The organism is Mycobacterium paraense, assembly GCF_002101815.1.
Taxonomy (GTDB): domain Bacteria; phylum Actinomycetota; class Actinomycetes; order Mycobacteriales; family Mycobacteriaceae; genus Mycobacterium; species Mycobacterium paraense.
In genome coordinates, this window is the sequence record NZ_LQPM01000010.1 from 269,864 (window position 1) to 292,517 (window position 22,654).

Below are 22,654 nucleotides of genomic sequence, written 5' to 3' on the forward strand. Positions count from 1 at the left end.
CAGCCGGTTATCCCGATGGCGGGAAGAATCCCGCCCCGGTGAACCAGCCCTCTTGCCACCCCTGGTCCCCCAGGCACAGCATGGGCAGTCCGCGATCCGACTGCGCCGCCGCCTGCGGGCCGGGGCACTTCGCGCCGGCCTGCTGCACGCCGTACAGCGGATACGAGATGACCCAGTAGCCGGTCGTCGCGGCGGGGAATTGGTTGGGCGGCGGGAAGTGACAGGCCTCGGCCTGCCCGCTGGGGCCGCGTCCGAAGATGAAGCGCTCGTAGTTGTCGCAGGGCGCACCTAGTGAGGCGTCGTAGTTCATCCCCGGCACGTCGCCGTTGTAATGCTGATCGGCCGCGGCGGACGGCGCCATGCCGATCGCGATGCCCGCTATCGAAGCGGCACTGAGCAGTTCCCGAATCATCTTCCACCCCACCTGTCGCCGGTGACCAGGACCAAAGCATATCCGCCGGTCAAACACGCCGGTAGGTGCAGATCAACACGCCGGTCCCGGTCGCCGTCGTCGACACCAGCTGAAGCGCGCGGGCCCGGCCATCGCCGGGAAACAACCGCTTGCCGCCGCCGAGCAGGATCGGTTCGATCATCAGCCGGTATTCGTCGACCAGGTCGTGCTCGATCAGCTGCGCGGCCAGCGACGGGCTGCCCATCACCTGGAGGACCCGACCGTCGCGGGCGCGCAGCTCACGGATCGCGCCGATCGCGTCGTCGGGCGGTAACAGCGCCGAGCCGGTCCAGCTCAGATCGTCTTGGGTGAGCGTGCGGGACGCCACGTATTTCGGGATCTCGTTCATGCGGTCGGCGAAGGGGTCACCGGCGCGCGCCGGCCAGGCGGCCGCCATCGTCTGCCACGTGCGACGGCCGAACAGCAGCGCATCGGTGCCGGCCATCGTGTCGGCAACGGCGGGTCCCATGGTCTCCGGTTCGAAGTACGGCATGGACCAGCCCCCGTGCGCGAATCCCCCGTCGGTGTCCTCGCCCGGACCGCCCGGGGCCTGGACGATCCCGTCGAGGCTCATGAAGTGACTGAGAACGATGCGCATGGGCTCCCTTTTCGGTCGATCGGTGCTGTCGCTTCCCATACAGACCGGCGCGGCCCGCGAAACTCATCGAGGCTGAACGTGTTGCAATTCGGGCCGTCGATCTTGCTGCAACGCTTCCCAACCGTGGTGTAGCAATGGTTTCCTTGCACAAGGATGCCTAGAGGACTTCGTATCGAGGAGCGCGCCATGTCAACCGCAGAGCCAACGGCCAAGCCGGTCCCCAATCTGCCGCCCGGGTTCGATTTCACCGACCCGGACATCCACGCGGAGCGGCTGCCGGTGGAAGAGCTGGCCGAGCTGCGCCGAACCGCGCCGATCTGGTGGAACGAGCAGCCGATCGGGGCGGGCGGATTCGACGACGGCGGCTTCTGGGTGGTGTCCAAGCACAAGGACGTCAAAGAGGTTTCGCTGCGCAGCGACGTCTTCTCCAGCCTGGAGAAGACCGCGCTGCCGCGCTACAAGGACGGCACCGTCGGCGAGCAGGTCGAGCGCGGAAAGTTCGTCCTGCTCAACATGGATGCGCCGCAGCACACCCGGCTGCGCAAGATCATCTCGCGCGCCTTCACGCCCCGGGCCATCGAGCGCCTGCGCGACGACCTGGCCGAGCGCGCCCGACACATCGTCGAGCAAGCCGCCGCCGAGGGCCGCGGCGACTTCGTCGAGCAGGTCTCGTGCGAGCTGCCGCTGCAGGCCATCGCCGGGTTGATGGGTGTGCCACAGGAAGAGCGCAAGAAACTCTTCCACTGGTCCAATGAGATGGTCGGCGACCAGGACCCCGAGTTCGCCAACAACGACGCCATCACCGCGTCGGTCGAACTCATCATGTACGGCATGCAGATGGCCGCCGATCGGGCGAAGAACCCGGGCGAAGACCTCGTCACGAAGCTGGTGCAGGCCGACATCGACGGGCACAAGCTGTCCGACGACGAGTTCGGCTTCTTCGTCATCTTGCTCGCGGTGGCCGGCAACGAGACCACCCGCAACTCGATCACCCAGGGCATGATGGCCTTCACCGACTTCCCCGACCAGTGGGAGCTGTTCAAAAGGGAGCGCCCGGCCACCGCGGCCGACGAGATCGTGCGGTGGGCCACCCCGGTCACGTCGTTTCAGCGCACCGCGCTGGAGGACTACGAACTGTCCGGCGTGCAGATCAAGAAGGGCCAGCGGGTGGTGATGGTGTACCGCTCGGCCAATTTCGACGAGGACGTGTTCGACGACCCGTTCACCTTCAACATCCTGCGCGACCCCAATCCGCACGTGGGATTCGGCGGCACCGGCGCGCACTACTGCATCGGGGCGAACCTGGCGCGCATGACGATCGACCTGATGTTCAACGCGATCGCCGACGGCATCCCTAACCTGGAATCGATCGGAAAACCCGAACGGCTGCGCTCGGGCTGGCTCAACGGGATCAAGCACTGGCAGGTCGATTACCACACCGACGGCGCGAAAGCACCTGCCGCGCACTAGCATCGACCGCATGGCTACCCATCGAGCTGTCCACGTCAAGTCGGCCGGGGCACCGTTAGAACTGGTCGATGTCGAAACCACGCCGCCGGGCCGTGGCGAGGCGCGGCTGACGGTCACCGCGTGCGGGATCTGCGGCACGGACGCACACTTCGTCGCGGGCGGCTTTCCGGGCATGACGTGGCCGTTGACCCCCGGGCACGAAATCGCCGGGACGATCGCCGAACTCGGTCCCGGCGTCGAGGGTTTCGAGGTCGGCGATCGCGTCGCGGTCGGGTGGTTCGGCGGCTGCTGCTACCACTGCGACCAGTGCCGGAAAGGCCAGTTCATTCACTGCGAGAACGGCAAGGTCCCGAGCTACCAGTACCCGGGCGGGTACGCCGAGTCGGTGACCGTCCCGGGCAACGCGCTCGCCCGGATACCGGCGGGGCTCACCGACGCTGAGGCCGCGCCGATGGGCTGCGCCGGCGTCACCACCTACAACGCGTTGCGTCACACGAGGGCGGTGCCCGGCGACCGGGTCGCCATCCTCGGCGTCGGCGGGCTCGGCCACCTCGGGGTGCAGTTCGCCCGGGCGATGGGGTTCGAGACCATCGCGATCAACCGTGGCAGCGGCAAGGAGGAGGACGCCCGGAAGTTGGGCGCCCACCACTACATCGACTCCACCGCCACCGATCCCGCGGAAGCCCTGAAGGCCTTGGGCGGCGCGGCGGTGGTGCTGGCGACCGCGGGCAACTCGCCGGCGATGGCCGCAACCGTCGGCGGGATCGCGCCGCGGGGTGAACTCGTCACCGTCGGGGTCACGCCTGAACCGTTGCCGATCAGTCCGATCCAGCTGATCGGACCCGGAGTCAGCATCGTCGGTCATCCCTCCGGTACGGCCAAAGACGTCGAGGACACCATGCATTTCGCGGTCCTGTCCGGCGTTCGGGCGTGGATCGAGGAGCTGCCGCTGGCGCAGGCGGCCGAGGGGTTCGCGGCGCTGGAGCAGGGGCGAGCGCACTTCCGCACCGTTTTGACGATGTGACTACAGTCGGTCTGTGACCGACCTGTGGACCCTGACCGCATCCGACGGCGAGTTGTCGATCCGCACCGGGGTGACCGGTAGGGCCGCGCGGATGGGCCATCGGCTCATCATCGCGATGACGCGCTGGGAGGCCACCGTGGCGTGGGCCGGCGCCGAACCGGTCACCGCGGAGCTGGCCGTGGACGTCGATTCGTTCGAGGTGCTGCACGGCGAGGGCGGGGTCAAGGGATTGTCCGGTCCGGAGAAGGTCCTGGTGAAGTCGAACGCGTTGAAGTCGTTGGACGCCAAGCGCTATCCCGAGATCCGCTTCGCCGCCGACACGATCGACAAGGCCGACGACGGGTACCGCCTGACCGGAAAGCTGCACATCCGCGGCAAGTCCCGCAAGCACGTGATCGACTTGCGCACAACCGATCTCGGCGACGAGTGGCGCATGTCGGTCGAATGCACCGTTCGGCAAACCGATTACGGCGTCAAGCCCTACTCACTGCTGATGGGCTCGGTGAAGGTCGCCGACGAGGTGTCGGTGTCGTTCACCGCGACGCATCCCAAGGCCTGAGCTCGGCCGCGCGTCGCTAGGGCGTCGGGGTGCGGGCCGCCGAGTCACCGGCGTCGCCGGGGATGTGCTCGAGCACCCGGGTCAAGTAGGGCTGGCGGCCGCTCGCGTCCGGCTGCGGCTCGTCGGGGGTGCCTTGCTGCTCCCCGCCGGCCCCGGATTCCGGGGCGGGTTCGCCCGCGGGTGCCTTCGACTTCGGCGCGGGCGGGGCCACCTCGGGTGGCGGCGCGACGGCGGGTGCGACGGCCTCGACGATCTGCGGCGGCGGCGCGTGCACGACGCGCTTTGCCGGCGCGGACTCGCTGGCCGGGGCGAGCTGTATACCCAGGGCGAGCGACAGCGACGAGACGAAAGTGATTGCGCCGGCGGCCAATGCCGTGGCGGCGCCGGTGTAGGACAACCTCCGGGGCCGCGCCGCGGGCGCGGCGACGGGCTCACTGACGTGCGCGACCAGGCGTTCGTCGGTGAACTCGGTGCTGTTGGCCGCGGCGAGCGCCGCGCCCCGCGCGATGGTCACCTGGGCCATGGTCTGGGCGAAAACGGGCACGGGCAAGGCCTTTTCGAGCTGCCACGAGAACCCGTTGAGGTCGCTGTCCGCGCCGACGACCACCACCGCGTCGGGGCGCCAGCCGGTCCGTCGCTCGAACATCCCGCTCAGCCAGGACCTCAGCCCGTCGAAGCCGCCACGCACCTGCTTGACGGCCGTTTGCGTCTCGCCGTCGTGGGTGTCGACCATGACGACCGTCGCCCACTCATGCTCGAGGATGCAGACGGCGGTCTGCTCGTGGCCGATGACCGGCGCGATCGCGCAGGCGAGCGTCTCGACGGCCTCGAGCATCCGGACCGGCACGACGTTGTCCAGCCCGGCGTCGGTCAGCGCCTCCAACACCAGCGCCGCCTGTGCGGACGCTTCGTCGCTCCAGGTCAGCCCGATCACGCGCACTCGACGCTCGCCCGAGGCGGCCAGCGCATCCACGCGCAGTACCTCGTCCGCCACCAGCTCGGCGGTGCTCAGGGCGCGGACCCCACGGCCGCTGGGCAGGCTCAACTCCTGATGATCCAGGATCGTGCCGTCGGCGCCGTGTCCTTCGGCGAGGACCCACCCGACGGTGGTCGGCGTCAGTGATAGCCCCAGTACCGTGTCCAAACTTGCACCTCAATCGGCCCGGACCTCCGCCACCCTCACCCGCGATTGCGCGCCAAAAGCTCGCTGGCGCGGCAGTTCGTGAGGGCCGGAACGGACCGGAATGTGTGGTCTCCATCGGCTTGCTTCGTGAGAGCCTACGCGGTCTGCGCAAGTTCGGCTGCCCCGATATTGAATTCGCGTTGAACTCGCAGGCCACGCCCGTGAGCGCCCCGCGCAGCGGGTCCCGGGCCCCGCGCCGCGCCCCGAAATCGCCGTTTGTGGCCGCCGAAAATGCGCATGATCGGCGGGCGGCGGCCCCGCAGGCTCGGCTGACCGGTATCCGGCGGGCCGCGTCGAGCAAATCGACTCGCCATTCGGCAAGAAGCCCTTTACAAAGGTCGTCGCGGGGGCCCGTCGCGCCATGCGCCCTGGCGTCGCGGCTCCCGCTGCCTGGCGTTTCGGCCGATACGCCCCCGCGGCCGGGCATTTATCCACAATGCGAAATTCGATATAAAACCGAGACAACACCGCGTCCCAATCGACATTTGGCCGAATAACCCGGTAAATTCCTGCTGAGACCGCCATCACATACGGACAAGGGGCAGGTATGACAGACGTGAGCGAGAAGATCCGGGCCTGGGGGCGCCGGCTTTTGGTCGGTGCAGCTGCGGCTGTCACCCTGCCGGGCCTGATCGGTCTTGCCGGTGGCGCGGCGACCGCGGGGGCGTTCTCGCGCCCCGGTTTGCCGGTCGAGTACCTGCAGGTGCCGTCCGGCGCGATGGGCCGCAACATCAAGGTCCAATTCCAAAGCGGTGGAAACGGCTCCCCGGCGGTGTACCTGCTCGACGGTCTGCGGGCCCAGGACGACTACAACGGCTGGGACATCAACACCCCCGCGTTCGAGTGGTACTACAAGTCCGGCCTCTCGATCATCATGCCGGTCGGCGGGCAGTCCAGCTTCTACGCCGACTGGTACGGCCCGGCCTGCGGTAAGGCCGGTTGCTCGACCTACAAGTGGGAGACCTTCCTCACCAGCGAGCTGCCGCAATGGCTGAACGCCAACCGCAGTGTCAAGCCCAACGGCAGCGCCGCGATCGGCATCTCGATGTCGGGCTCCTCGGCGCTGATCCTCGCCGCCTACCACCCGGGCCAGTTCATCTACGCGGGTTCGCTGTCGGCCCTGATGGACCCGTCTTCGGGAATGGGCCCGAGCCTGATCGGCCTGGCGATGGGTGACGCCGGCGGCTACAAGCCCGACGCCATGTGGGGCCCGTCGAGCGACCCGGCCTGGCAGCGCAACGACCCCACGGTTCAGATCCCGAAGCTGGTCGGCAACAACACCCGCCTGTGGATCTACTGCGGCAACGGCACGCCGTCGGAGCTGGGTGGGGCCAACATGCCCGCCGAGTTCCTGGAGAACTTCGTGCGCAGCAGCAACCTGAAGTTCCGCGACGCCTACAACGCAGCCGGCGGCCACAACGCCGTGTTCAACTTCGACGCCAACGGGACCCACAGCTGGGAGTACTGGGGTGCCCAGCTCAACGCCATGAAGGGTGACCTGCAGGGCAGCCTGGGCGCCACCCCCGGCGGCGGCGGCTAACCGACCCACCAACCTGAAATCGCTACTGCGCCTGACGACCTCGTCGGGCGCAGTAGCGCGTTAAGGGGACTTGAGCCGGTCGGTGACGTCGACCCACGCCGTCGAGTCGCTGCGGTGGTCGTTCATGTTGCGGCACTGACCGTAGACGCGAAGAACACCGAGGCTCGGCTCTTCGCTTTGCAGATAGATGATCGCCGTGGCGGGGTCCTTGGTCAGCGACTCGGCGAACGCGTGGTCGTTCGGCGGCAGGCCGCGCGCCCAGCCATGAGCGACCAGCGTCGCCGCGGTCGACGGGAAGAAGGCGTCGGGCCGGGAGCCGGCGGGCAGCGTGAACGTCAGATAGATCGCGCCCTGATACGGCGGCTCGTCCCGGTTTTTGCACGACATCAGCGTGTAGCCCGCCGACGCCGTCTGCAGCCGGGCCAGCGTGACGATCTGTTGGGCCGCCTCGACCACCTGGGCCCGGGACTTATCGTCGGTGACCGGGTTGGCGGGGTGGTCCACGGCGTCCGACGGCGTCGTGTGCAGCCTGTCCACCGCCACAAACGCTCCGCCCAGCAGCAGCGAGGCCGACAGCGCGGCGCCGATCAGCGCGCGAGCCTGGGTCGAGCGCAACCATTCTGCGCGGTCCCCGACGGCCTCGCGGGGGCGGCGATTCTCGGCGGCCGAGGACATCAGTGGCATCAGCGGCCAGGCTAACTCCGGAAAGCGCGGGCGTCAGGTCAGAATCATCGTCATGGGTTGCGCGCGAGCCGTGTTGATCGGCTGCTGGGTGGCGGCGACGGTGCTGGCGACCCAAGCACGCGCCGATCCCTCCGGCGCGCTGACCGCCCTGGTCGACGCCGCCGCGCAGCGGCTCCAGGTCGCCGAGCCCGTGGCCGCGTTCAAGTGGAATACGCACGGCGCCATCGAGGACCCGGGCCGCGTCCAGCAAGAGCTCGCGCACGCGCGCGGCGAGGCCGACGCCGTCGGCGTCGACGCCGATTACGTCGCCCGGGTGTTCGGCGACCAGGTCAACGCCACGGAGGCAATCGAATACAGCCGGTTCGCGGGATGGAAACTCAAGCCTGCCGACGCGCCGTCCTCGGCGCCGGACCTGTCGGCGTCGCGGGCGACCATCGATGGCTTCAACCGCACGATGCTGGCCCAGATCGTGGCCCACTGGGACCTGTTGCACTCGCCGGCCTGCGGCCCGGAACTCGACGCCGCCAGGGACGACGTCATACGCGCCCGAGCGCTGGATGACCTTTATCGACAAGCGCTTTCGCGGGCGACCCAGTCGTATTGCCAGGGCTAATTTATTTAACTCTCACGATTCTCTAAAGCTGCGAATCCGCTGCTCACAGCGCTGATTTCGCTGCTAGAGGGCATATCTCGCGACATTTTCGAATCGGTAACGCTTCGGACACGCTCCGCGAAAAGCCTGGCATGAGAAAACTCTGCAAGCCTCTCGTCAAGTCCGCGATGGTCGGCGGGTTCGTTGCAGCGTCGCTGACTTTCCCCTCCGGCGTGGCAGACGCCGCTCCCCCCACCCCCAACTGGGACGCCGTCGCGCAGTGCGAGTCCGGTGGCAACTGGCAAGCCAACACCGGAAACGGCGAATACGGTGGGCTGCAATTCAAGCCGAGCACCTGGACCCAGTACGGCGGCGTCGGCAACCCGGCGGCCGCGTCCCGGGAGCAACAGATCGCGGTGGCCAACCGGGTCTTCGCCGACCAGGGGGTCGAGGCCTGGCCGAAGTGCGGCGCGGCCTCGGGCCTGCCCATCGCGTGGTACTCGCATCCCGCGCAGGGCATCAAGCAGATCATCAACGGCCTGATTCAGGCGGCGGTGCCACACTGATCGGTTCGGGCCCGCGCTCTATGACCCGGCGCCAAGCTGTGTTTGGATCAGCGCATGGAAGGTTCGGCGACGGTTCACATGGCGGCGCCCGCGGACAAGATCTGGAACCTCATCGCGGACGTTCGCAACACCGGACGGTTCTCCCCCGAAGTGTTTGAGGCGGAGTGGCTGGGCGACGCGAACGGCCCGGCCCTCGGCGCCAAATTTCGCGGCCACGTCCGGCGCAACGAGCTAGGACCGGTGTACTGGACCACGTGCGAGGTCACCGCCTGCGAGCCGGGCCGCGAGTTCGGTTTCGCCGTGATGCTCGGCGACAGGCCGGTGAACAACTGGCATTACCGGCTGGCGCCCAGCGACGGCGGCACCGACGTCACGGAGTCATTCCGGCTCAACTCGGCGCCGTGGCTCGGCGTCTATTGGTTGTTCGGCGGCTTCCTGCGCCGGCGGCGCAACGTTCGGGACATGACCAAGACCCTCAACCGCATCAAAGATGTGGTCGAGGCGGGCTGACGCGTCGTGAAATCGGTCTTCATCACCGGCGCGGGCAGCGGCATGGGCCGTGAGGGCGCCAAGCTCTTCCACGCCAAGGGTTGGCGGGTCGGCGCGGTCGACCGCAACGACGAGGGGCTCGCGACGCTGCTCCGCGAGCTGGGTGGCGATCGGCTCTGGACGCGCGCGGTCGATGTGACGGACAAGGCCGCCCTGGACGGCGCGTTGGCGGACTTCTGCGCCGGCAATGCCGGCGGCGGGCTCGACATGATGTGGAACAACGCCGGCATCGGCGAATCGGGCTGGTTCGAGGATGTGCCGTACGACGCCGCGATGCGCGTCGTCGAGGTCAATTTCAAGGCGGTGCTGACCGGCGCCTACGCCTCGCTGCCCTACCTGAAGAAGACCCCCGGCAGCCTGATGTTCTCGACGTCGTCGTCCTCGGGCACCTACGGCATGCCGCGCATCGCGGTCTACTCGTCGACCAAGCACGCGGTCAAGGGGCTCACCGAGGCGCTGAGCGTGGAGTGGCAGCGACACGGGGTCCGGGTCGCCGACGTTTTGCCCGGCCTGATCGACACCGCCATCCTCACCACCACGACCAACCACTCGGACGACGGTGGCCGGGCGATGTCCGCGGAAGACCTTCGCGCGAGTGCGCCCAAGAAGGGCATGATGCGGCTGATGCCGGCGAGCAGCGTGGCCGAGGCGGCGTGGCAGGCCTACCACGACCCGAAGCGACTGCATTGGTACGTGCCCAAGAGCATCCGGGTGATCGACCTGCTCAAGGGTCTGAGCCCCGAGTTCGTGCGGGGCCGCATCGCCAAGTCCCTACCGGCGCTGATGCCGAAGCGGCAGTGAAGGAGATGGCTCCATGCAAAACCGTTTGCCTGCAATCGCTTTCAGCCTGATCACGATGGCGGCCGTCGCGGCGTGCGGGCAGGCGCAGACCATGCCCCGGAAGGCCGCGCGCGTCACCATCGACGGCACCACGCATGCGGCCAGTCCGGCGGCCTGCAGCCAGACCCAGTTGTACCGGACCCTTGACATCGGCGACGAACACGGCCACGTCGAAGCGACGGTGTTGCTCAGCGGCTACCGCGTCATCCCGCAGTGGGTGAAGATCCGCAACGTCGACGGCTTCACGGGCAGCTACTGGCAGGGCGGCGTGGGCGATGCGCACGCCGAACTCACCAACAGCGCCTACACCATCACGGGCAGCGCCTACGGCATCAGCAACACCAATCCCAATAAGACGGTGACCACGGACTTCAAGATCACGGCTGAGTGCTGAGCCTCCCGGCGGCGGCGGCCTACGCTGGTGGAGACCAGCCGAGGTGATGGAGGACCGGTGAAGGACAGATTGCACTGGTTTGCGATGCACGGTTTCGTGCGGGGTGTCGCGTCGATCGGGATGCGGCTGGGCGACGTGCAGGCCAGGTTGATCGCCGACCCGACGGTGGCCGAGGATCTCGTCTCGTTCTACGAACAACTGCGCGCCCTCGGCCCAGTGGTGAAGGGCCGCGTCAACTATCTGACGACCGACCACGCCCTCGCGCACGAGCTGCTGCGATCCGACGACTTCCGCGTGGTGAACATGGGCTCGAACCTGCCCGCGCCGCTGCGCTGGCTGGAGCGCCGCACCAGCGACGAGCTGTTGCATCCGCTGCGCGCACCGTCGCTGCTGGCCGTCGAGCCGCCGGACCACACCCGCTATCGCAAGACCGTCTCGGCCGTGTTCACGCCGAGGGCCGTCGCCGCGCTGCGCGACGGCGTCGAGCAGACCGCGACGAAACTGCTGGATCAGCTGGCCGGCCAATCCGGCGTGGTCGACGTGGTCGGGCGGTACTGCTCGCAGCTTCCGGTCGCGATCATCAGCGACATCCTGGGCGTTCCCGAGCGGGATCGGCCGCGGGTGCTGGAGTTCGGCGAACTCGCCGCGCCGAGCCTGGACGTCGGCCTGCCGTGGCGGCAATACCGGCGGGTGCAGGAAGGGATCGCCGGATTCAACTTCTGGCTCGCCGACCACCTCAACGACTTGCGCCGCACGCCCGGTGACGACCTGATGAGCCAATTGATCCAAACGGCCGAAAGCGGCTCCGCCGACACGCATCTCGATCCGCACGAATTGCAGGGCATCGCCGGCCTGGTATTGGCCGCCGGGTTCGAGACCACGGTCAACCTGCTGGGCAACGGGATTCGGATGTTGCTGGACAGCCCAGAGCATCTGGAGACGTTGCGCCGGCGTCCCGAACTGTGGCCCAACGCCGTCGAAGAGATCCTGCGGCTGGATTCGCCGGTGCAGCTCACTGCCCGCGTGGCGCTGCGCGACGTGGAGGTGGCGGGCACGCCGATCAAAGGCGGCGACCTGGTGGTGATCTATCTCGCCGCCGCGAACCGCGATCCGTCGGTGTTTCCCGATCCGCACCGCTTCGACATCGAAAGGCCCAATGCGGGAAGGCATCTCGCGTTCTCCGGGGGCCGTCACTTCTGCCTGGGGGCCGCGCTGGCGCGCGCCGAGGGGGAAGTCGGGCTGCGGACCTTCTTCGACCGTTTTCCGCAGGCGCGAGCGGCCGGTACCGGAAGCAGGCGCGACACCCGGGTGCTGCGCGGCTGGTCGACGCTGCCCGTGACGCTGGGGCCTGCGCGGTCGATGGCCCCGGTCGACGTTTAGCGACGATCGCCTGCTTCAGCGGCGCCGGCGCCGGCGCCGGCTCGGCCAGCCTCCCCTGCCGGACGAACAGGCCGCGATGAGCGCGGCCGGGCTGGCGGTGACGCCGACGAGCGCCAGTCGCCGGATGGCCTCGCGCCGGGTCAGCAGGCCGTCGGCCTCATCGGCCGCAGTCTCCTCGGGAGTATCGCGCTGCAAGGTCACGTCGCCAAGTATGCGGCAAACTCGTGGTCAGGAGCGAGATTTCCGGCGGCACGGTCGGCGCCGTCGCGCACCAACCTTCGCGCGCAGGCTTGTCATTGCCCGGCCAGATAGCGGCCGAACCAATCCAGCAGCCGCTGCCAGGCGTCGGCTGACGCGCCCGCGTTGTAGCGGGGACCGGTGTCATTGAAGAACGCATGGTCCGCATTGGGCTCGACGACGATCTGGTTGACCAGCCCGACGCGGTCGAGAGCCGCCTTGGCGGCGGCCTGCGAGCCCGTGACGCGGGAGTCCTGGGCGGCGTAGATCGCCAGCACCGCCGCCTTGGATCCGGCGAAGTCCGGGTTGGCCGGCAACGGACCGTAGAACGGCACCGCGGCCGAGACGCCCGGCGCGCCGGAGGCCAGCAGCTGCCACACCAGTCCGCCGCCGAAGCAGAAGCCGACCACGCCGACCTTTTGTCCCGGCGCGCGCAACTTCAGTTCCGCGACGCCGGAATTCAGGTCACGGGTGAATCGGTCCGGCGGGATCCTGCCCAGGGCGGCGGTGGCCTGGGCGGGATCGGAGAAGGCGCCGGTCCCGCCTTCCTCGGACAACAGGTCGATGGCCAGCGCCGAATGGCCCGCCCCGGCCAGCCGGCCGGCCACCGACCGCACCCAGTCGTTCAATCCCTTGTTCTCGTGGACGACCAGCACGCAGCCCTTGGAATCGGCCGCTTGGGCCCACGCCCCCTGCAGCTGGCCCTGCGGCCCGGCCCAGGTGACGGGCGCGGTCGGCAGCGTGTTGGCCGCGCCCGGCGGTTGCGCTGAGCCAGTTGGACTTTCGCCGGCCGTGGGCTTGGGGGAACCTGTCGCGTCTTGCTGTTTGGCGCAGGCCGCGATGAGGTCGCCGGCGGCGGCGGCGCCCATACCGAGCAGGGCGAGCCGGCGCATGGCTTCGCGCCGGGTGAGCAGACCGTCGACGTGGTCGGTCGCGATTTCCTCGGCGATGTAACGCTGAAGAGAGGTCACCCTGAGGAGTATCCGCCGCGGACCTGTGGTTGACACGCGTTGAGCAACCTAGTTTATTTGCCGCTATGACAGAGGTTTCTGAGATCGCGGTCGAGGACGTCGTCGTCGGGATGTGGCAGGCGCTGTCGCGTCGGGACTGGGACGCGGTCAAGACGTTCCTGGCCGACGACTGCCTCTATGTCGACATGCCGGTCCCCGCGCTGTCGGCGCGCGGTCCCGAGGACATCGTGAAGCGGCTCAAGATGGGGCTCGAGCCGCTGGCCGCCTACGAGAACCACGACGGCGTGCTGGTGTCCAACGGCTCCGACGTCATCTACGAGCACTCGGAGACTTGGACTTTCGCGACCGGCGAGCAGGGCGTGCTGAGGTTCGTCACCGTCCACAAAGTCGAAGGCGGCAAGATCACGCTGTGGAAAGACTATTGGGACATGAACAGCCTCGTCAGCTTTGCGCCGCCCAATCACTTCGAGGCGCTCGCGACGGCGGACACCAGCTGGGTGTTCGACGCGTCGGGGTTGGTCTGACGGGTCCAATTTTTCCGAACAAGGAGGCAAGCGCGATGGCCGTCCGCTTGATTACCGCATCGGCATTGGTGGCCGCAGCCTGTGCGTTGCCGTTCGCGTCGACCGCCCATGGCGATGTCGCCACCGCGCCCATACCCGAGTCGCCCTGCAATTTGCCGAATGACAGAACGCTCATCATCTGGCATCGCGTACCGGGAGATATCGACCGTGCCGAAAAGATCAGTGAATCCGACTTTTACAACTGCAGACCCACGCTCGATACGCTACATGGCCCCGCACTCGGGCCGACCGGCCCCGGCTACTGCACCAAACTCGCCTGGCTCAGTGACAATCCCGGCTACTCCATACGTATTGGGCCCGCGCCGCCATTGAAGAACGTCATCGATCAGGTGGGCGACTGCTGAACCGCAGTCCGATCAGAGGCGCTGCATGAGGCGGGACATCAGCTCCGTCTCGAGATAGCTGGCCTCGTGCAGCGGGTAGAGCCGTCGCGGCTCCGACGGGCCGCGGTGAATGTGCCCGATCGCCTTGACGATCGCCGCGCCGGGCCAATGGTGATGCGTTGACGCGGCCGGCTCGACATCGCGCGTCGGGGTCTCGGACAGTGAGTGGGGCTTGGGCTGCAAATACAACATGGCGTGCCTTCGGGCGGTCAGTCACGGCTATTAGACACATGTTCCAAGTGCCGGGCCGCCCGCAATATTCCCGAAGAAGGCAATAAGTCGGATCAGAGCCAACCAGTGCGGGCGGCGGCCACCGGCTCGGCGGGGGCCGGGGCCAGCTGGCCGTCGCGCACGCCGTCCAGCATGCGTTTCACCACTGAGACGATCTCCGGGGCCGCCGCGGCGAGTCCCGTCACATCGGCTTGGGTGAACTCATCGGGGTCGACTCCCGCGCGCGCCAGCACGGCAGCCGGGTCCGCCAACTGATCGGCAAGCCAGGACACCGGGTCGGCTGAGAGTTCGGGGACGAAGTTCCGGCGCCCGGGTTCCCAACCGTTGAAACGGGGGTGGTGATGGGCCCGGTCCAGAGTTCCGGGCGGGCTCTCGGTCGATCCGAACAGGTCGACCCGCCAGACGGGGCGGGTGAACGCGATCGGGATGCCGGCGTAGATCGATCCCTGTGGTGCGGCCCGATCGATAAGGCGCAGTTCCAGTCTGACTCCGCGCTCCGGGGTCTCCTGGCCGGCGAGCGGGGCCGGGTCCACGAAATACATGTCGCCGATGACGACGCCTAGGGCTTCGAATCCGAACGCTGCGAGCATCGCGTACCTTTCCCTCGTACTCCTCGAGGGTAGACCTAGGCGGGGATGGCGCTCCCGGCTCGAAGCGAGACGGGCAGGCGGGAGACGGGACTTGGCCCGGCTACGACTCGGCGGCCCTGCCCATAGGTGGTCGCGGTTGCTCGGCGCCCAGTTGGCTGGCGAAGCCGAGCATCCGCTCGCTCAGGTGGATGAGCGGGTCCTCGTGCCCGCCAGGCATGGTGTACGCCAACTGGCGCAACTCGACGGCGAATTCATGCAGGTTTCGGCTCAGCGACGCGACATTCACGACGGCGCCTTTATCAACGCTGGTGCGCGGGACAACATGTACCCAAATCTCCCCGGCTTGCTGACGGTTGTACTCCATGACGTGCCCGCTTCGTCATTACGAGCCTAGGCGCTGCTCCGGCGTAATCACAATAGGATTTGTGAAAACCCCCGTTGCAAGATGCGCCGCTAATCCTCAACCAGGCTCCTGAGGCACTTCAGGGTTTGCGACAGGTTGCGGCCCACCTGGCGCACCGCGATGCGGTCGGCGATGTAGCCGATCAAGCCGCCGGGCGCCTGGTACGACAGCCGGAACGTGACTTTGGTCTTGCCGTCGGTGGCGTCGCGCAACCGGATTCGGCCACGCAGGTTCACGCCGGTGATGCCCACCCAGGCCAGGTCGCGGCGGTCGTCGAATTCGACCACCTCGATCAGGCCGCCGACCGGCACCGACCCGATCTTCCAGTGCACGGTGTAGCGTGCGCCGACGCCGGCCGGTTTGTCGTTCGAGGGCTCCCATCGCTCCAGGCTCGTCATGAACGACGGGTAGCAGTCGGGGTCGCTGACGATCTTCCAGACCGCGTCGCGGTCGGCGTTGATCACGCACCGGCGTTCGACGCGCATCAGCCGATCACCGGGAATCGGCGTTCGGCGGCCAGGCGATCGACACCGCCCTGCAGGCTGGCCATCACCTTGTCGTGCACCGCCTGGTCCTCAAGATCCGAGCCGTCGACCTCGATCGGTTCCTGCACCTCGATGACGATCTTGGTGGGCAGCGGGATGTGCCCGGCCAGGTCGCTGATGTTGATGCCCCACGGTAGCGCCAGCGAGATCGGGATGCTCTTGAGCCGCAACAACTTGTCCGCCATCAGCAGCTTGGCCAGCCACTGCCCGCGATTGAGGAACAGCGCGCTTTCCTGGCCGCCGACGCTGGCGACGGGGACGATCGGCACGCCGGTTTCGCGGGCCAGCCGCACGTAGCCCATGCGCCCGCCGAAGTCGACCTTGTGGCGCTCCCACGACGGGCGGAAGACCTCGTAGTCACCCCCGGGATAAACCAGCAACGCCGCCCCGGACTCCAACGCCAGCCGGGCATTCTCGGGGTTCGCTGCGACGGTGCCGAATTTGCGTAGCCAGCCCAGCGGCGGCGCGGAGACGACGAGGTTGTGGGCGAGCTGATAGAAGGGCCGCTCGACGCCGAAGTAGGAGCAGAACGCGAGCGTGAAGACGAACGTGTCCGGCGGCACGTTGCCGCCGGAGTGGTTGCCGACCAACAGCACCGGTCCCTCCGGCGGGATCCGGTCCAGCCCCCGCACGTCGGCCCGGAAATACAGCGACGCCAGCAGCCAGGTGCCCGGCAGCTGATCGCGGATGTAGTCGGGGTCGCGCTGATCCAGGTCGGCTTTGGGGACCCGCGACACGACCTGTTCGCGGGCCCACTCCAAAACACCTCCAACGCTCGGCATAACCGCGGGTATACCCCGGGGTTACCGCGGGTCAAACGCGGTAGATGCGCGCGGCGTTGTCCCGGGCGATCAGGTCGACAACCCGGATGGCGCCGCTCTCGCTCCACTCCCCCTCGTCGACGAATCCGCGCAGCACTCGGTGAATCCCGTTGCGCCACAAGGCGGCACCGAGGAAGTGCAGTTCCGCCGGGCCGTATCCGTCCGACGAATACAGAATCCTGCGGAACGGCGCCATCTCCAGCAGCCGGGCGATGAACGCCGGGGCGCGCGCTCCCAGATAATTCACGCTCAACCCGCCGTCGAGGTAGACGTTGTTGAAGGCCTGCGCGAGGTACCCCGCCTCGCGCTCGTAGGGATAGCAGTGCAGCAGCACGATCGGCGTATCGCCGGACTGCCGCAAAAAGTCGAGCAGGAAAAGCGGATTGGCCCGGTGCAGGTCGGCGTCGCGGTCGCCGAAGCCGACGTGGAATTGCAGCGGCTTGCCGAGCCGCAGCGCCCGGTGCAGCCCGAAACGCAGCAGGACCCGGTCCCGCAGCCGGGTGCCGCCGTCGTCGCGCCACCGGCCGGCGGCCCGCGCCACCTGCGCGGCCGACGGCTCGCTCAGGTCTCCGTCGAACCCGCCGCGGTAGGCCAGAATCGATTTTGTGCCGACGGCCGTGGCCGCCCGCCGGTGCAGGATCTCCTCGAACGCCGAGGCGTAATCGCCCGGCGCCGCGGCGGCCTGCTCGGCGACCTGCTCGAGGCGCACCACCTCGTGGGCGCGGTTACCGGACCATGCGGCCATCTCGTCCGTGCCGGCGGTGTCTGCGCCGATTCCGGTGTCGACCAGCCAGTCGCTCACCTTGGCGGCGGGCAGGAACAGCCGCGCCAGCTCGGCCTCGCCGAGCTGCCGACGCCGCTCCCAGTAGGCTTGCGGCTCAACGTGTTTGGGTAGGCCCAAGATCGGTGCGCAATGGGCGCGCACGGCGAAACCGAGCTGGGAGTCGAAGCCCGAGTCCACCAGCGGATCGGTGTTGGCCTCGTTGAGGGCGTTCTCGAACCGCCGCTGGTCCCCGGCCGCTAGCCAGCAGCCGTGCGCGTGCTGGTCGATCAGGGCCACCTCGCCGATGTGGTGTGCCAGCGCGGACGAGTCGGGCACCATGGCGGACGCCGTCACAGGCTCCAGGCCATGCGGAACTTGTCCGCCAGTTGCTCCGGGTCGAGGCCGCCGTAGCGCTCGTGCTCGAGGCGGCGGACCGCGACCACCATGTCGACGGCGGCGTCGCCCACGATGCCCCGCAGCAGCTTCGAACCATCAAGGGCGGCAATGGCTTCCGATTGGGACTCGAGCAGCCGCACGATGCCCGCGTCGCGGCGATCCGAGTCCGAGAGCTTCGCCGGGTCCACCGTGATCTCCGGCGGAAGGGACGCCTGGCGCTTGATGCCGTCCAGCGCGAGGCCGAGAATGGCCGCCGAGGCGAGGTAGGGGTTGGCCGACGGATCGACGATCTTGACTTCGACGTTGCCGCCCCGCGGGGTGCCGGGGCCGCCCTTGACGAATCGCACCGCCGCCTCGCGGTTCTCGGTTCCCCAGCACGCGTAGGCTCCGGCCCAGTTGCCGGGCTGCATCCGCAGGCCGGACACGATCGATCCGCACAGGATGCCCTGGGCTTCCGGGAGCCCGCTGATCACCCCCGCGACGGCGCTCTCGCCCGCCGGGGTCATACCCGCGGCGCCCGGGCCGTCGGTGAACAGCGGACCCTCCGCCGTGGTCAGCGAAAAATGCTGGTGCGCACCGGATCCCACGCTGCCGGCGAACGGCGCCGGTGACAGGCTGACGCGCAGCCCGTGGTGGCGGGCGGCGCGCCCGATGATGAGCCGGGTCAGCGCCAGCTGGTCGGCCGCGGCCACCGGCGGCAGCGGCGACAGCGAGATCTCGAACTGGTTGGGCCCGTATTCGGGGTGGAACTGCTCGATCCCGACGCCGGCCGCCGTGGCGGCGGCGTTGACGTCGCGCACGAACGCCTCGTGTTCGAGCACGCCCGCCAGGCCGTACTGCGCCCACAGCACGGCGGGCAGCCGGCCGCCGTCGGGGTCGACGAGGAGGAATTCGATTTCGTGGCCGACCGCCGCCTCGAGCCCGGCTTCGCTGAGGGCGGCCTCGATGCGCCCGAGCGTCCCCCGGCCGCACGCGGCGACGGGGGTGCCGTCCTGCTCGAAGAACGAGGCGGGCGCCCAGGCCAGCCCGTCGCCGATCATCCGCAAGGCCGCCAGGTCCAGGCGCAGGCGCTGGTCGCCGACCACCCCGACGTCGTCGGTGAACGCGATGCCGCTCTGGTCGATGGCGAAGGCATGCCACGACGGGCTGGCGCCGAGCCCGGGGTCAGCGAAGGTGTTGGTCTTGCGGATGGGGACCGTCTTGGCTTGCGTGAGCCCGGCGGCGTTCACGACGGAGCCGATGACCGTGTCGACGCCCTCGGCCTCGAGCTGGGCGATCGCGGCGGCGGCGAGCGGGGTGGCGGTCATGGCTGCCATTGTGGCAACCCGATCAGTTCTGCCGGGTGATCAACTCGGCGACGAACCGGTCGATGAAGGAGTCGAGCGGCTGCTTACCCGCGGGCCGGATGACGAACTTCGTCAGCCCCGCGTCGATGTAGGCGTCGAGCTGCCGGTGCAGCTGCGCCCAGCCCGCCGCGATCAGCGCGGCGGGATCGACTTCCGGTCGGCGGCGGCGGGCCGCGGCGACGAGTTCCGCGGGCAGCTCCCCGTCGCTGACGGCCAGCGAAATGCCGAAATGGTCGGGTTCGATGCGCCGCCCGGCCTGCGCCGCGGCCCGGTCGATCGCCTCGCGCCCGGCGCGCGCCTCGGCCGGCGTGAGGAAACTGCCCAACCAGCCGTCGGCGAGCGCCCCGATGCGACGAAACGCCGCCGGCGCCGAGCCGCCCAGCCAGATGTCCAGCGGCGGCGTCGGCCGCGGGGCGACCGCGGCCCCGCTGACGGTGAAGTAGCGGCCGGCATAGGTGGCCGAGTCGTCGACCAGCGCCGAGCGCAGCACGCGCAGGGACTCGTCGAACACCGCGGCCCGCTCGCCGTCGGGAACGACGAACACCTCGCGCTCGGCCGGGATCGCCGGGCGCAGACCGAAGACCGGCAACACCCGCTTGGGCGCGACGGCCGCCAGCGACGCCAACTGCTTGGCCACCAGCACCGGATGCCGCCCGGGCAGCACGGCCACCGACGTGCCCGCCTTCAACCGGGTCGTCCGGGCCAGCGTGTAGGCCATGCCGACAACCGGGTCGACCGCCGGCGAGTACACCAGCTCGGAAAACCACAGCGAATCCACGCCGCTGCTCTCCAGGTGGTCCACGATGCCGGCCAGCTGATCTGGAGCCGTGTCGGCGCCCAGCCCGACGCCGAAGCGAATCTTCACGGATGTTTAAGTCTTGCAGCGCAATTGGGCGCGCGGCGGGTCAGGCGCGGCTGGGCAGCGTGAGCTTGCAGGACTGGCCGATGTCCAGGGTCCTCAGCATTCGCCCCATGCCGACCCACAGCGCGCACGACATCGCGAGGTCGGCGAGCAGTTCCTCGGAGAAGTGCTCGTTGCACCGGCTCCAGAAGTCTTCGTCGTCGCGCAGCTTGGTGTGCTCGGTGCCGAAGCGGTGCGCGAACTCGGCGGCGAGGCGCTCCTGCTCGCTGTAGCCCGGCCAGGTCCGCCACTCCAGCGCGTGCTCGTACAGCTCTTCGTCGACGCCGGCGGCGGGCCCGTCGGCGTCGCGGGTGTTCATGCACACGGTGCATTCGTTGTCGTGGGCGATGACCGCCCGCGCCAGTTCGCGGGTACGCATGGGCAGCCGGTTTTTGGTGTAGACCGCCTGGCTGAAGTTGGCGATGGCGCCGCCGAGGTCAGGCGACTTCGCGGCCCAGCTGTAAATGTCGTCGTCAGCGAACGTTCCGATTCGGCTCATGGCGAGATGGTACGCCCAACCGCCGGATCCAACGTCCTGATGGCCACCGTGGGGTGCTCGTCATTCCAATCGCGTTGGGCCAGAACTCGATGCGCGACGCGTTCGAGCGCGGCCTGCACCTGTCGCCGGTCGGGCCGGCCCTCGAAGGCGGGCGAGCGATCCAGCTTGTCGACCAGCCAGGCAAGCAGCAGCGACTGCACGTAGTCGACCTGCTGTGCCCCGGCGGGGGTCAGCCACATTTCGTCGCCTTGGCGCTGGACGTAGCCGGCGGCGACCAGGCGCGCGAAGGTGGGCTCCAGCACCTCGAAGGGGATGCGCAAGTAGTCGCCCATGTCGGTGATACGCGCCGCGCCGTACATCTGCCGGTAGCGGTTGATGCGCAGCACGCCCCACAGCCCGGCCACATCGAGGGGGCAGTCGGGTCGCATGGCGATGCTGCGCAGCCGCATGCCGGGCGCCCCCCGCAGCAGCCGGCCGATCGCCGTCTCCAGCATCTCGTCGGGCGACTGGCTCGTGGGCATGGCGAACGCCTCGCCGATGTCGCCGCGGTTGTTGCCGATGCCCCGCAGCGGCACCTCGCGCAGGAACAGCGCCAGCACGAACCCGACCAGTGCGACGGGCACCGCCCAGAGGAACACGCGCGTCAGCGAGTCGGCATAGGCCGACACGATCGGGGCGGCCATCGCGTGTGGCAGCCGATGCAGGGCCTCGGGCGACGCGGCCGCGGCGGCCGGGGCGCGGCTGGCCACCATGGCCGGCCCGATCCGGCTGTGCAGGAAGTTGGTGAACAGCGAACCGAATATCGCCGCGCCGAAGGAACTTCCGATCGTCCGGAAGAAGGTGACCCCCGAGGTGGCCACGCCGAGGTCGTCGAAACTCGAGGTGTTCTGGACGATCAGGACCAGGGTCTGCATGCACATCCCGATCCCCGCGCCCAGGATGACGAGGAACAGCGACTGCACCAGGGCCGAGGTCGACGGGTCCATGCGCGACATCAAAAAGAACGCCACCGCCATCACCGCGGTGCCGGCGACGGGAAAGACCTTATATCTTCCCGTGCGGCCGACCAGGACACCGCTGCCCATCGAGGTGGTCAGCATCCCCACCACCATCGGCAGCGTGCGCAGGCCCGACGTGGTCGCCGAGACGCCGTCGACAAACTGCATGTACGTCGGCAGGAACGTCAGCGCGCCCAGCATCGCGAAACCGACGACGAAGGACAGCACGCAGCACACCGTGAAGACCGGGCTGGCGAACAGCCGCGTCGGCAGAATCGGCGCCGCCGTGCGGCTTTCCACCCAGGCGAAGACGGCCAGCGAGGCGACCGAGGCGGCGAACAGCCCGATGATGGTGGGCGAACCCCACGGGTAGGTGGTACCGCCCCAGCTGGTGGCCAGCGTCAGTCCGGCGGCGCCCAGGCCGACGAACACGATGCCGGTGTAGTCGATCACGGGTTTGGTTCGGTCGGCCAGCGCCGGTATGGCCGCGGCAGCCACGAAGAAGACGACGACCGAAATCGGCACGTTGATCCAGAACGCCCAGCGCCACGTGAAGTGGTCGGTGAAGTAGCCGCCGAGCAGGGGGCCGATCACGGTGGTCACGCCGAACACCGCGCCCATCGCGCCCTGGTAGCGGCCGCGGTCGCGCAGCGGGATCACTTCGCCGATCAGTGCCATGGCGGTGACCATGAGCCCGCCGCCCCCGATGCCCTGCAGCGCGCGCGACGCGACCAGCATGCCCATCGACGTCGACAGCCCGCACAGCACCGACCCGGAGACGAAGAAGATCACCGCCGCCTGGAACACCCTCTTGCGGCCGAAGAGGTCACCGAACTTGCCGACCAGGGCGGTGATGATGGTCGACGCCAGCAGGTAGCTGGTAACCACCCACGACTGGTGGCCCGCCCCGCCCAGGTTGGCGACGATCGTCGGCAGCGCCGTCGCCACGATCGTCTGGTCCAGCGCGGCCATCAGCATGCCGAGCAACACCGCCACGAAGATGAAATTGCGTCGCTGCGGATTGACGGGGATGTCGCCGGTTCCGGGCTCGCCCGATTGGCCCGTCGGAACCGCCGCTGGTGTCGTGCTCGTCATGCCTGCCTTCCCTGGGCGCTCGATGCCTATGAATGCCCAGGGTCAACCGATGGCAACCAAG

At 68.6% G+C, this 22,654-nt stretch carries 28 protein-coding genes; 12 read left to right on the plus strand and 16 right to left on the minus strand.

The features are described from left to right. Positions 1 to 7: 7 nt before the first annotated feature. Both AWB89_RS10235 and AWB89_RS10240 read right to left on the minus strand, forming a co-directional pair. A complete protein-coding gene (locus AWB89_RS10235) occupies positions 8 to 412 on the minus strand; it encodes a hypothetical protein (RefSeq protein WP_085100457.1) in 405 nt (134 codons plus the stop codon). A gap of 49 nt (positions 413 to 461) precedes the next feature. Next, the gene (locus AWB89_RS10240) at positions 462 to 1,049 is read right to left on the minus strand and encodes a dihydrofolate reductase family protein (RefSeq protein ID WP_085100460.1); all 588 of its coding nucleotides are present in this window, start codon (positions 1,047 to 1,049) and stop codon (positions 462 to 464) included. A 186-nt stretch (positions 1,050 to 1,235) separates the two neighbouring features. Here AWB89_RS10240 and AWB89_RS10245 point away from each other — a divergent pair, with 186 nt between their 5' ends. The 3 genes from AWB89_RS10245 to AWB89_RS10255 are packed head-to-tail and all read left to right on the plus strand — an operon-like array spanning position 1,236 to position 4,102. Beyond that, positions 1,236 to 2,519, plus strand: a complete 1,284-nt coding sequence (locus AWB89_RS10245) for a cytochrome P450 (RefSeq protein ID WP_085100463.1) — start codon at positions 1,236 to 1,238, stop codon at positions 2,517 to 2,519. A gap of 10 nt (positions 2,520 to 2,529) precedes the next feature. Next, on the plus strand, positions 2,530 to 3,543 hold the full coding sequence (locus AWB89_RS10250; protein WP_085173303.1) for an alcohol dehydrogenase catalytic domain-containing protein: 1,014 nt from the start codon (positions 2,530 to 2,532) through the stop codon (positions 3,541 to 3,543). Positions 3,544 to 3,565: 22 nt separating this feature from the next. After that, positions 3,566 to 4,102, plus strand: coding sequence for a YceI family protein (locus AWB89_RS10255; RefSeq protein WP_085173556.1), 537 nt, complete (start codon positions 3,566 to 3,568; stop codon positions 4,100 to 4,102). 16 nt (positions 4,103 to 4,118) lie between these two features. Here the strand turns inward: AWB89_RS10255 and AWB89_RS10260 are convergent, their stop codons facing one another. Further along, positions 4,119 to 5,246 (minus strand): DUF7159 family protein, encoded by a 1,128-nt coding sequence (locus tag AWB89_RS10260; RefSeq protein WP_085173305.1) that lies wholly within the window; start codon positions 5,244 to 5,246, stop codon positions 4,119 to 4,121. A 586-nt stretch (positions 5,247 to 5,832) separates the two neighbouring features. Between AWB89_RS10260 and ag85B the strand changes: the two genes are divergently transcribed. Further along, positions 5,833 to 6,825: a diacylglycerol acyltransferase/mycolyltransferase Ag85B gene (gene ag85B / locus AWB89_RS10265; protein WP_085100472.1), complete on the plus strand. Its 993-nt coding sequence runs from the start codon at positions 5,833 to 5,835 to the stop codon at positions 6,823 to 6,825. A gap of 60 nt (positions 6,826 to 6,885) precedes the next feature. Here ag85B and AWB89_RS10270 read toward each other — a convergent pair whose 3' ends face one another. Continuing rightward, the gene (locus tag AWB89_RS10270) at positions 6,886 to 7,509 is read right to left on the minus strand and encodes a hypothetical protein (protein ID WP_241520458.1); all 624 of its coding nucleotides are present in this window, start codon (positions 7,507 to 7,509) and stop codon (positions 6,886 to 6,888) included. Between the two features lie 52 nt (positions 7,510 to 7,561). Here AWB89_RS10270 and AWB89_RS10275 point away from each other — a divergent pair, with 52 nt between their 5' ends. From AWB89_RS10275 to AWB89_RS10300, 6 genes are all read left to right on the plus strand, one after another. After that, positions 7,562 to 8,122, plus strand: coding sequence for a chorismate mutase (locus AWB89_RS10275; RefSeq protein ID WP_085173307.1), 561 nt, complete (start codon positions 7,562 to 7,564; stop codon positions 8,120 to 8,122). Between the two features lie 131 nt (positions 8,123 to 8,253). Beyond that, positions 8,254 to 8,667 (plus strand): resuscitation-promoting factor RpfC, encoded by a 414-nt coding sequence (rpfC, locus tag AWB89_RS10280; RefSeq protein ID WP_085100478.1) that lies wholly within the window; start codon positions 8,254 to 8,256, stop codon positions 8,665 to 8,667. A 36-nt stretch (positions 8,668 to 8,703) separates the two neighbouring features. Beyond that, positions 8,704 to 9,177: an SRPBCC family protein gene (locus AWB89_RS10285; protein WP_170929178.1), complete on the plus strand. Its 474-nt coding sequence runs from the start codon at positions 8,704 to 8,706 to the stop codon at positions 9,175 to 9,177. Positions 9,178 to 9,183: 6 nt separating this feature from the next. Then, entirely contained in the window at positions 9,184 to 10,017 is an 834-nt protein-coding gene (locus AWB89_RS10290) for an SDR family oxidoreductase (protein ID WP_085173309.1), read from the plus strand. A 13-nt stretch (positions 10,018 to 10,030) separates the two neighbouring features. Next, positions 10,031 to 10,450: a lipoprotein LpqH gene (locus tag AWB89_RS10295; protein WP_085173311.1), complete on the plus strand. Its 420-nt coding sequence runs from the start codon at positions 10,031 to 10,033 to the stop codon at positions 10,448 to 10,450. A gap of 57 nt (positions 10,451 to 10,507) precedes the next feature. Then, complete coding sequence (locus AWB89_RS10300) at positions 10,508 to 11,830, plus strand: cytochrome P450 (protein WP_085173313.1); 1,323 nt, start codon at positions 10,508 to 10,510, stop codon at positions 11,828 to 11,830. A 15-nt stretch (positions 11,831 to 11,845) separates the two neighbouring features. Here the strand turns inward: AWB89_RS10300 and AWB89_RS10305 are convergent, their stop codons facing one another. Continuing rightward, positions 11,846 to 12,031: a hypothetical protein gene (locus AWB89_RS10305; RefSeq protein WP_085173315.1), complete on the minus strand. Its 186-nt coding sequence runs from the start codon at positions 12,029 to 12,031 to the stop codon at positions 11,846 to 11,848. Positions 12,032 to 12,123: 92 nt separating this feature from the next. Beyond that, positions 12,124 to 13,038, minus strand: a complete 915-nt coding sequence (locus AWB89_RS10310; protein ID WP_085173317.1) for a dienelactone hydrolase family protein — start codon at positions 13,036 to 13,038, stop codon at positions 12,124 to 12,126. 65 nt (positions 13,039 to 13,103) lie between these two features. Here AWB89_RS10310 and AWB89_RS10315 point away from each other — a divergent pair, with 65 nt between their 5' ends. Continuing rightward, positions 13,104 to 13,562: a nuclear transport factor 2 family protein gene (locus AWB89_RS10315; protein WP_085100501.1), complete on the plus strand. Its 459-nt coding sequence runs from the start codon at positions 13,104 to 13,106 to the stop codon at positions 13,560 to 13,562. 35 nt (positions 13,563 to 13,597) lie between these two features. After that, positions 13,598 to 13,966 (plus strand): hypothetical protein, encoded by a 369-nt coding sequence (locus AWB89_RS26980; protein ID WP_139830755.1) that lies wholly within the window; start codon positions 13,598 to 13,600, stop codon positions 13,964 to 13,966. A 12-nt stretch (positions 13,967 to 13,978) separates the two neighbouring features. On the opposite strand, the gene AWB89_RS10320 is transcribed toward AWB89_RS26980, so the two are convergent. The 10 genes from AWB89_RS10320 to AWB89_RS10365 all read right to left on the minus strand — a co-directional run bounded on the left by AWB89_RS10320 (position 13,979) and on the right by AWB89_RS10365 (position 22,593). Next, a complete protein-coding gene (locus tag AWB89_RS10320) occupies positions 13,979 to 14,197 on the minus strand; it encodes a hypothetical protein (RefSeq protein ID WP_085173319.1) in 219 nt (72 codons plus the stop codon). A 92-nt stretch (positions 14,198 to 14,289) separates the two neighbouring features. Beyond that, complete coding sequence (locus tag AWB89_RS10325; protein ID WP_085173321.1) at positions 14,290 to 14,826, minus strand: hypothetical protein; 537 nt, start codon at positions 14,824 to 14,826, stop codon at positions 14,290 to 14,292. A 100-nt stretch (positions 14,827 to 14,926) separates the two neighbouring features. Beyond that, positions 14,927 to 15,112 (minus strand): hypothetical protein, encoded by a 186-nt coding sequence (locus tag AWB89_RS10330; RefSeq protein WP_142282497.1) that lies wholly within the window; start codon positions 15,110 to 15,112, stop codon positions 14,927 to 14,929. Between the two features lie 167 nt (positions 15,113 to 15,279). Then, the gene (locus AWB89_RS10335) at positions 15,280 to 15,714 is read right to left on the minus strand and encodes an SRPBCC family protein (protein WP_085173325.1); all 435 of its coding nucleotides are present in this window, start codon (positions 15,712 to 15,714) and stop codon (positions 15,280 to 15,282) included. After that, positions 15,714 to 16,556, minus strand: a complete 843-nt coding sequence (locus AWB89_RS10340; protein WP_085173327.1) for a lysophospholipid acyltransferase family protein — start codon at positions 16,554 to 16,556, stop codon at positions 15,714 to 15,716. The genes AWB89_RS10335 and AWB89_RS10340 overlap by 1 nt, the downstream gene beginning before the upstream one ends. 31 nt (positions 16,557 to 16,587) lie before the next feature. Beyond that, positions 16,588 to 17,694, minus strand: a complete 1,107-nt coding sequence (locus tag AWB89_RS10345) for an amidohydrolase family protein (RefSeq protein WP_372515257.1) — start codon at positions 17,692 to 17,694, stop codon at positions 16,588 to 16,590. A 14-nt stretch (positions 17,695 to 17,708) separates the two neighbouring features. After that, positions 17,709 to 19,061 carry a type I glutamate--ammonia ligase gene (locus AWB89_RS10350; RefSeq protein ID WP_085173329.1) on the minus strand — a complete coding sequence of 451 codons (1,353 nt, stop codon included), beginning with the start codon at positions 19,059 to 19,061 and terminating at the stop codon, positions 17,709 to 17,711. Between the two features lie 22 nt (positions 19,062 to 19,083). Then, positions 19,084 to 19,965: a TIGR03854 family LLM class F420-dependent oxidoreductase gene (locus AWB89_RS10355; RefSeq protein WP_085173330.1), complete on the minus strand. Its 882-nt coding sequence runs from the start codon at positions 19,963 to 19,965 to the stop codon at positions 19,084 to 19,086. A 40-nt stretch (positions 19,966 to 20,005) separates the two neighbouring features. Beyond that, entirely contained in the window at positions 20,006 to 20,500 is a 495-nt protein-coding gene (locus tag AWB89_RS10360) for a carboxymuconolactone decarboxylase family protein (RefSeq protein WP_068231987.1), read from the minus strand. Continuing rightward, entirely contained in the window at positions 20,497 to 22,593 is a 2,097-nt protein-coding gene (locus tag AWB89_RS10365; RefSeq protein WP_085173332.1) for an MDR family MFS transporter, read from the minus strand. Before AWB89_RS10365 ends, AWB89_RS10360 begins: the two co-directional genes overlap by 4 nt. Between the last annotated feature and the right edge of the window lie 61 nt (positions 22,594 to 22,654).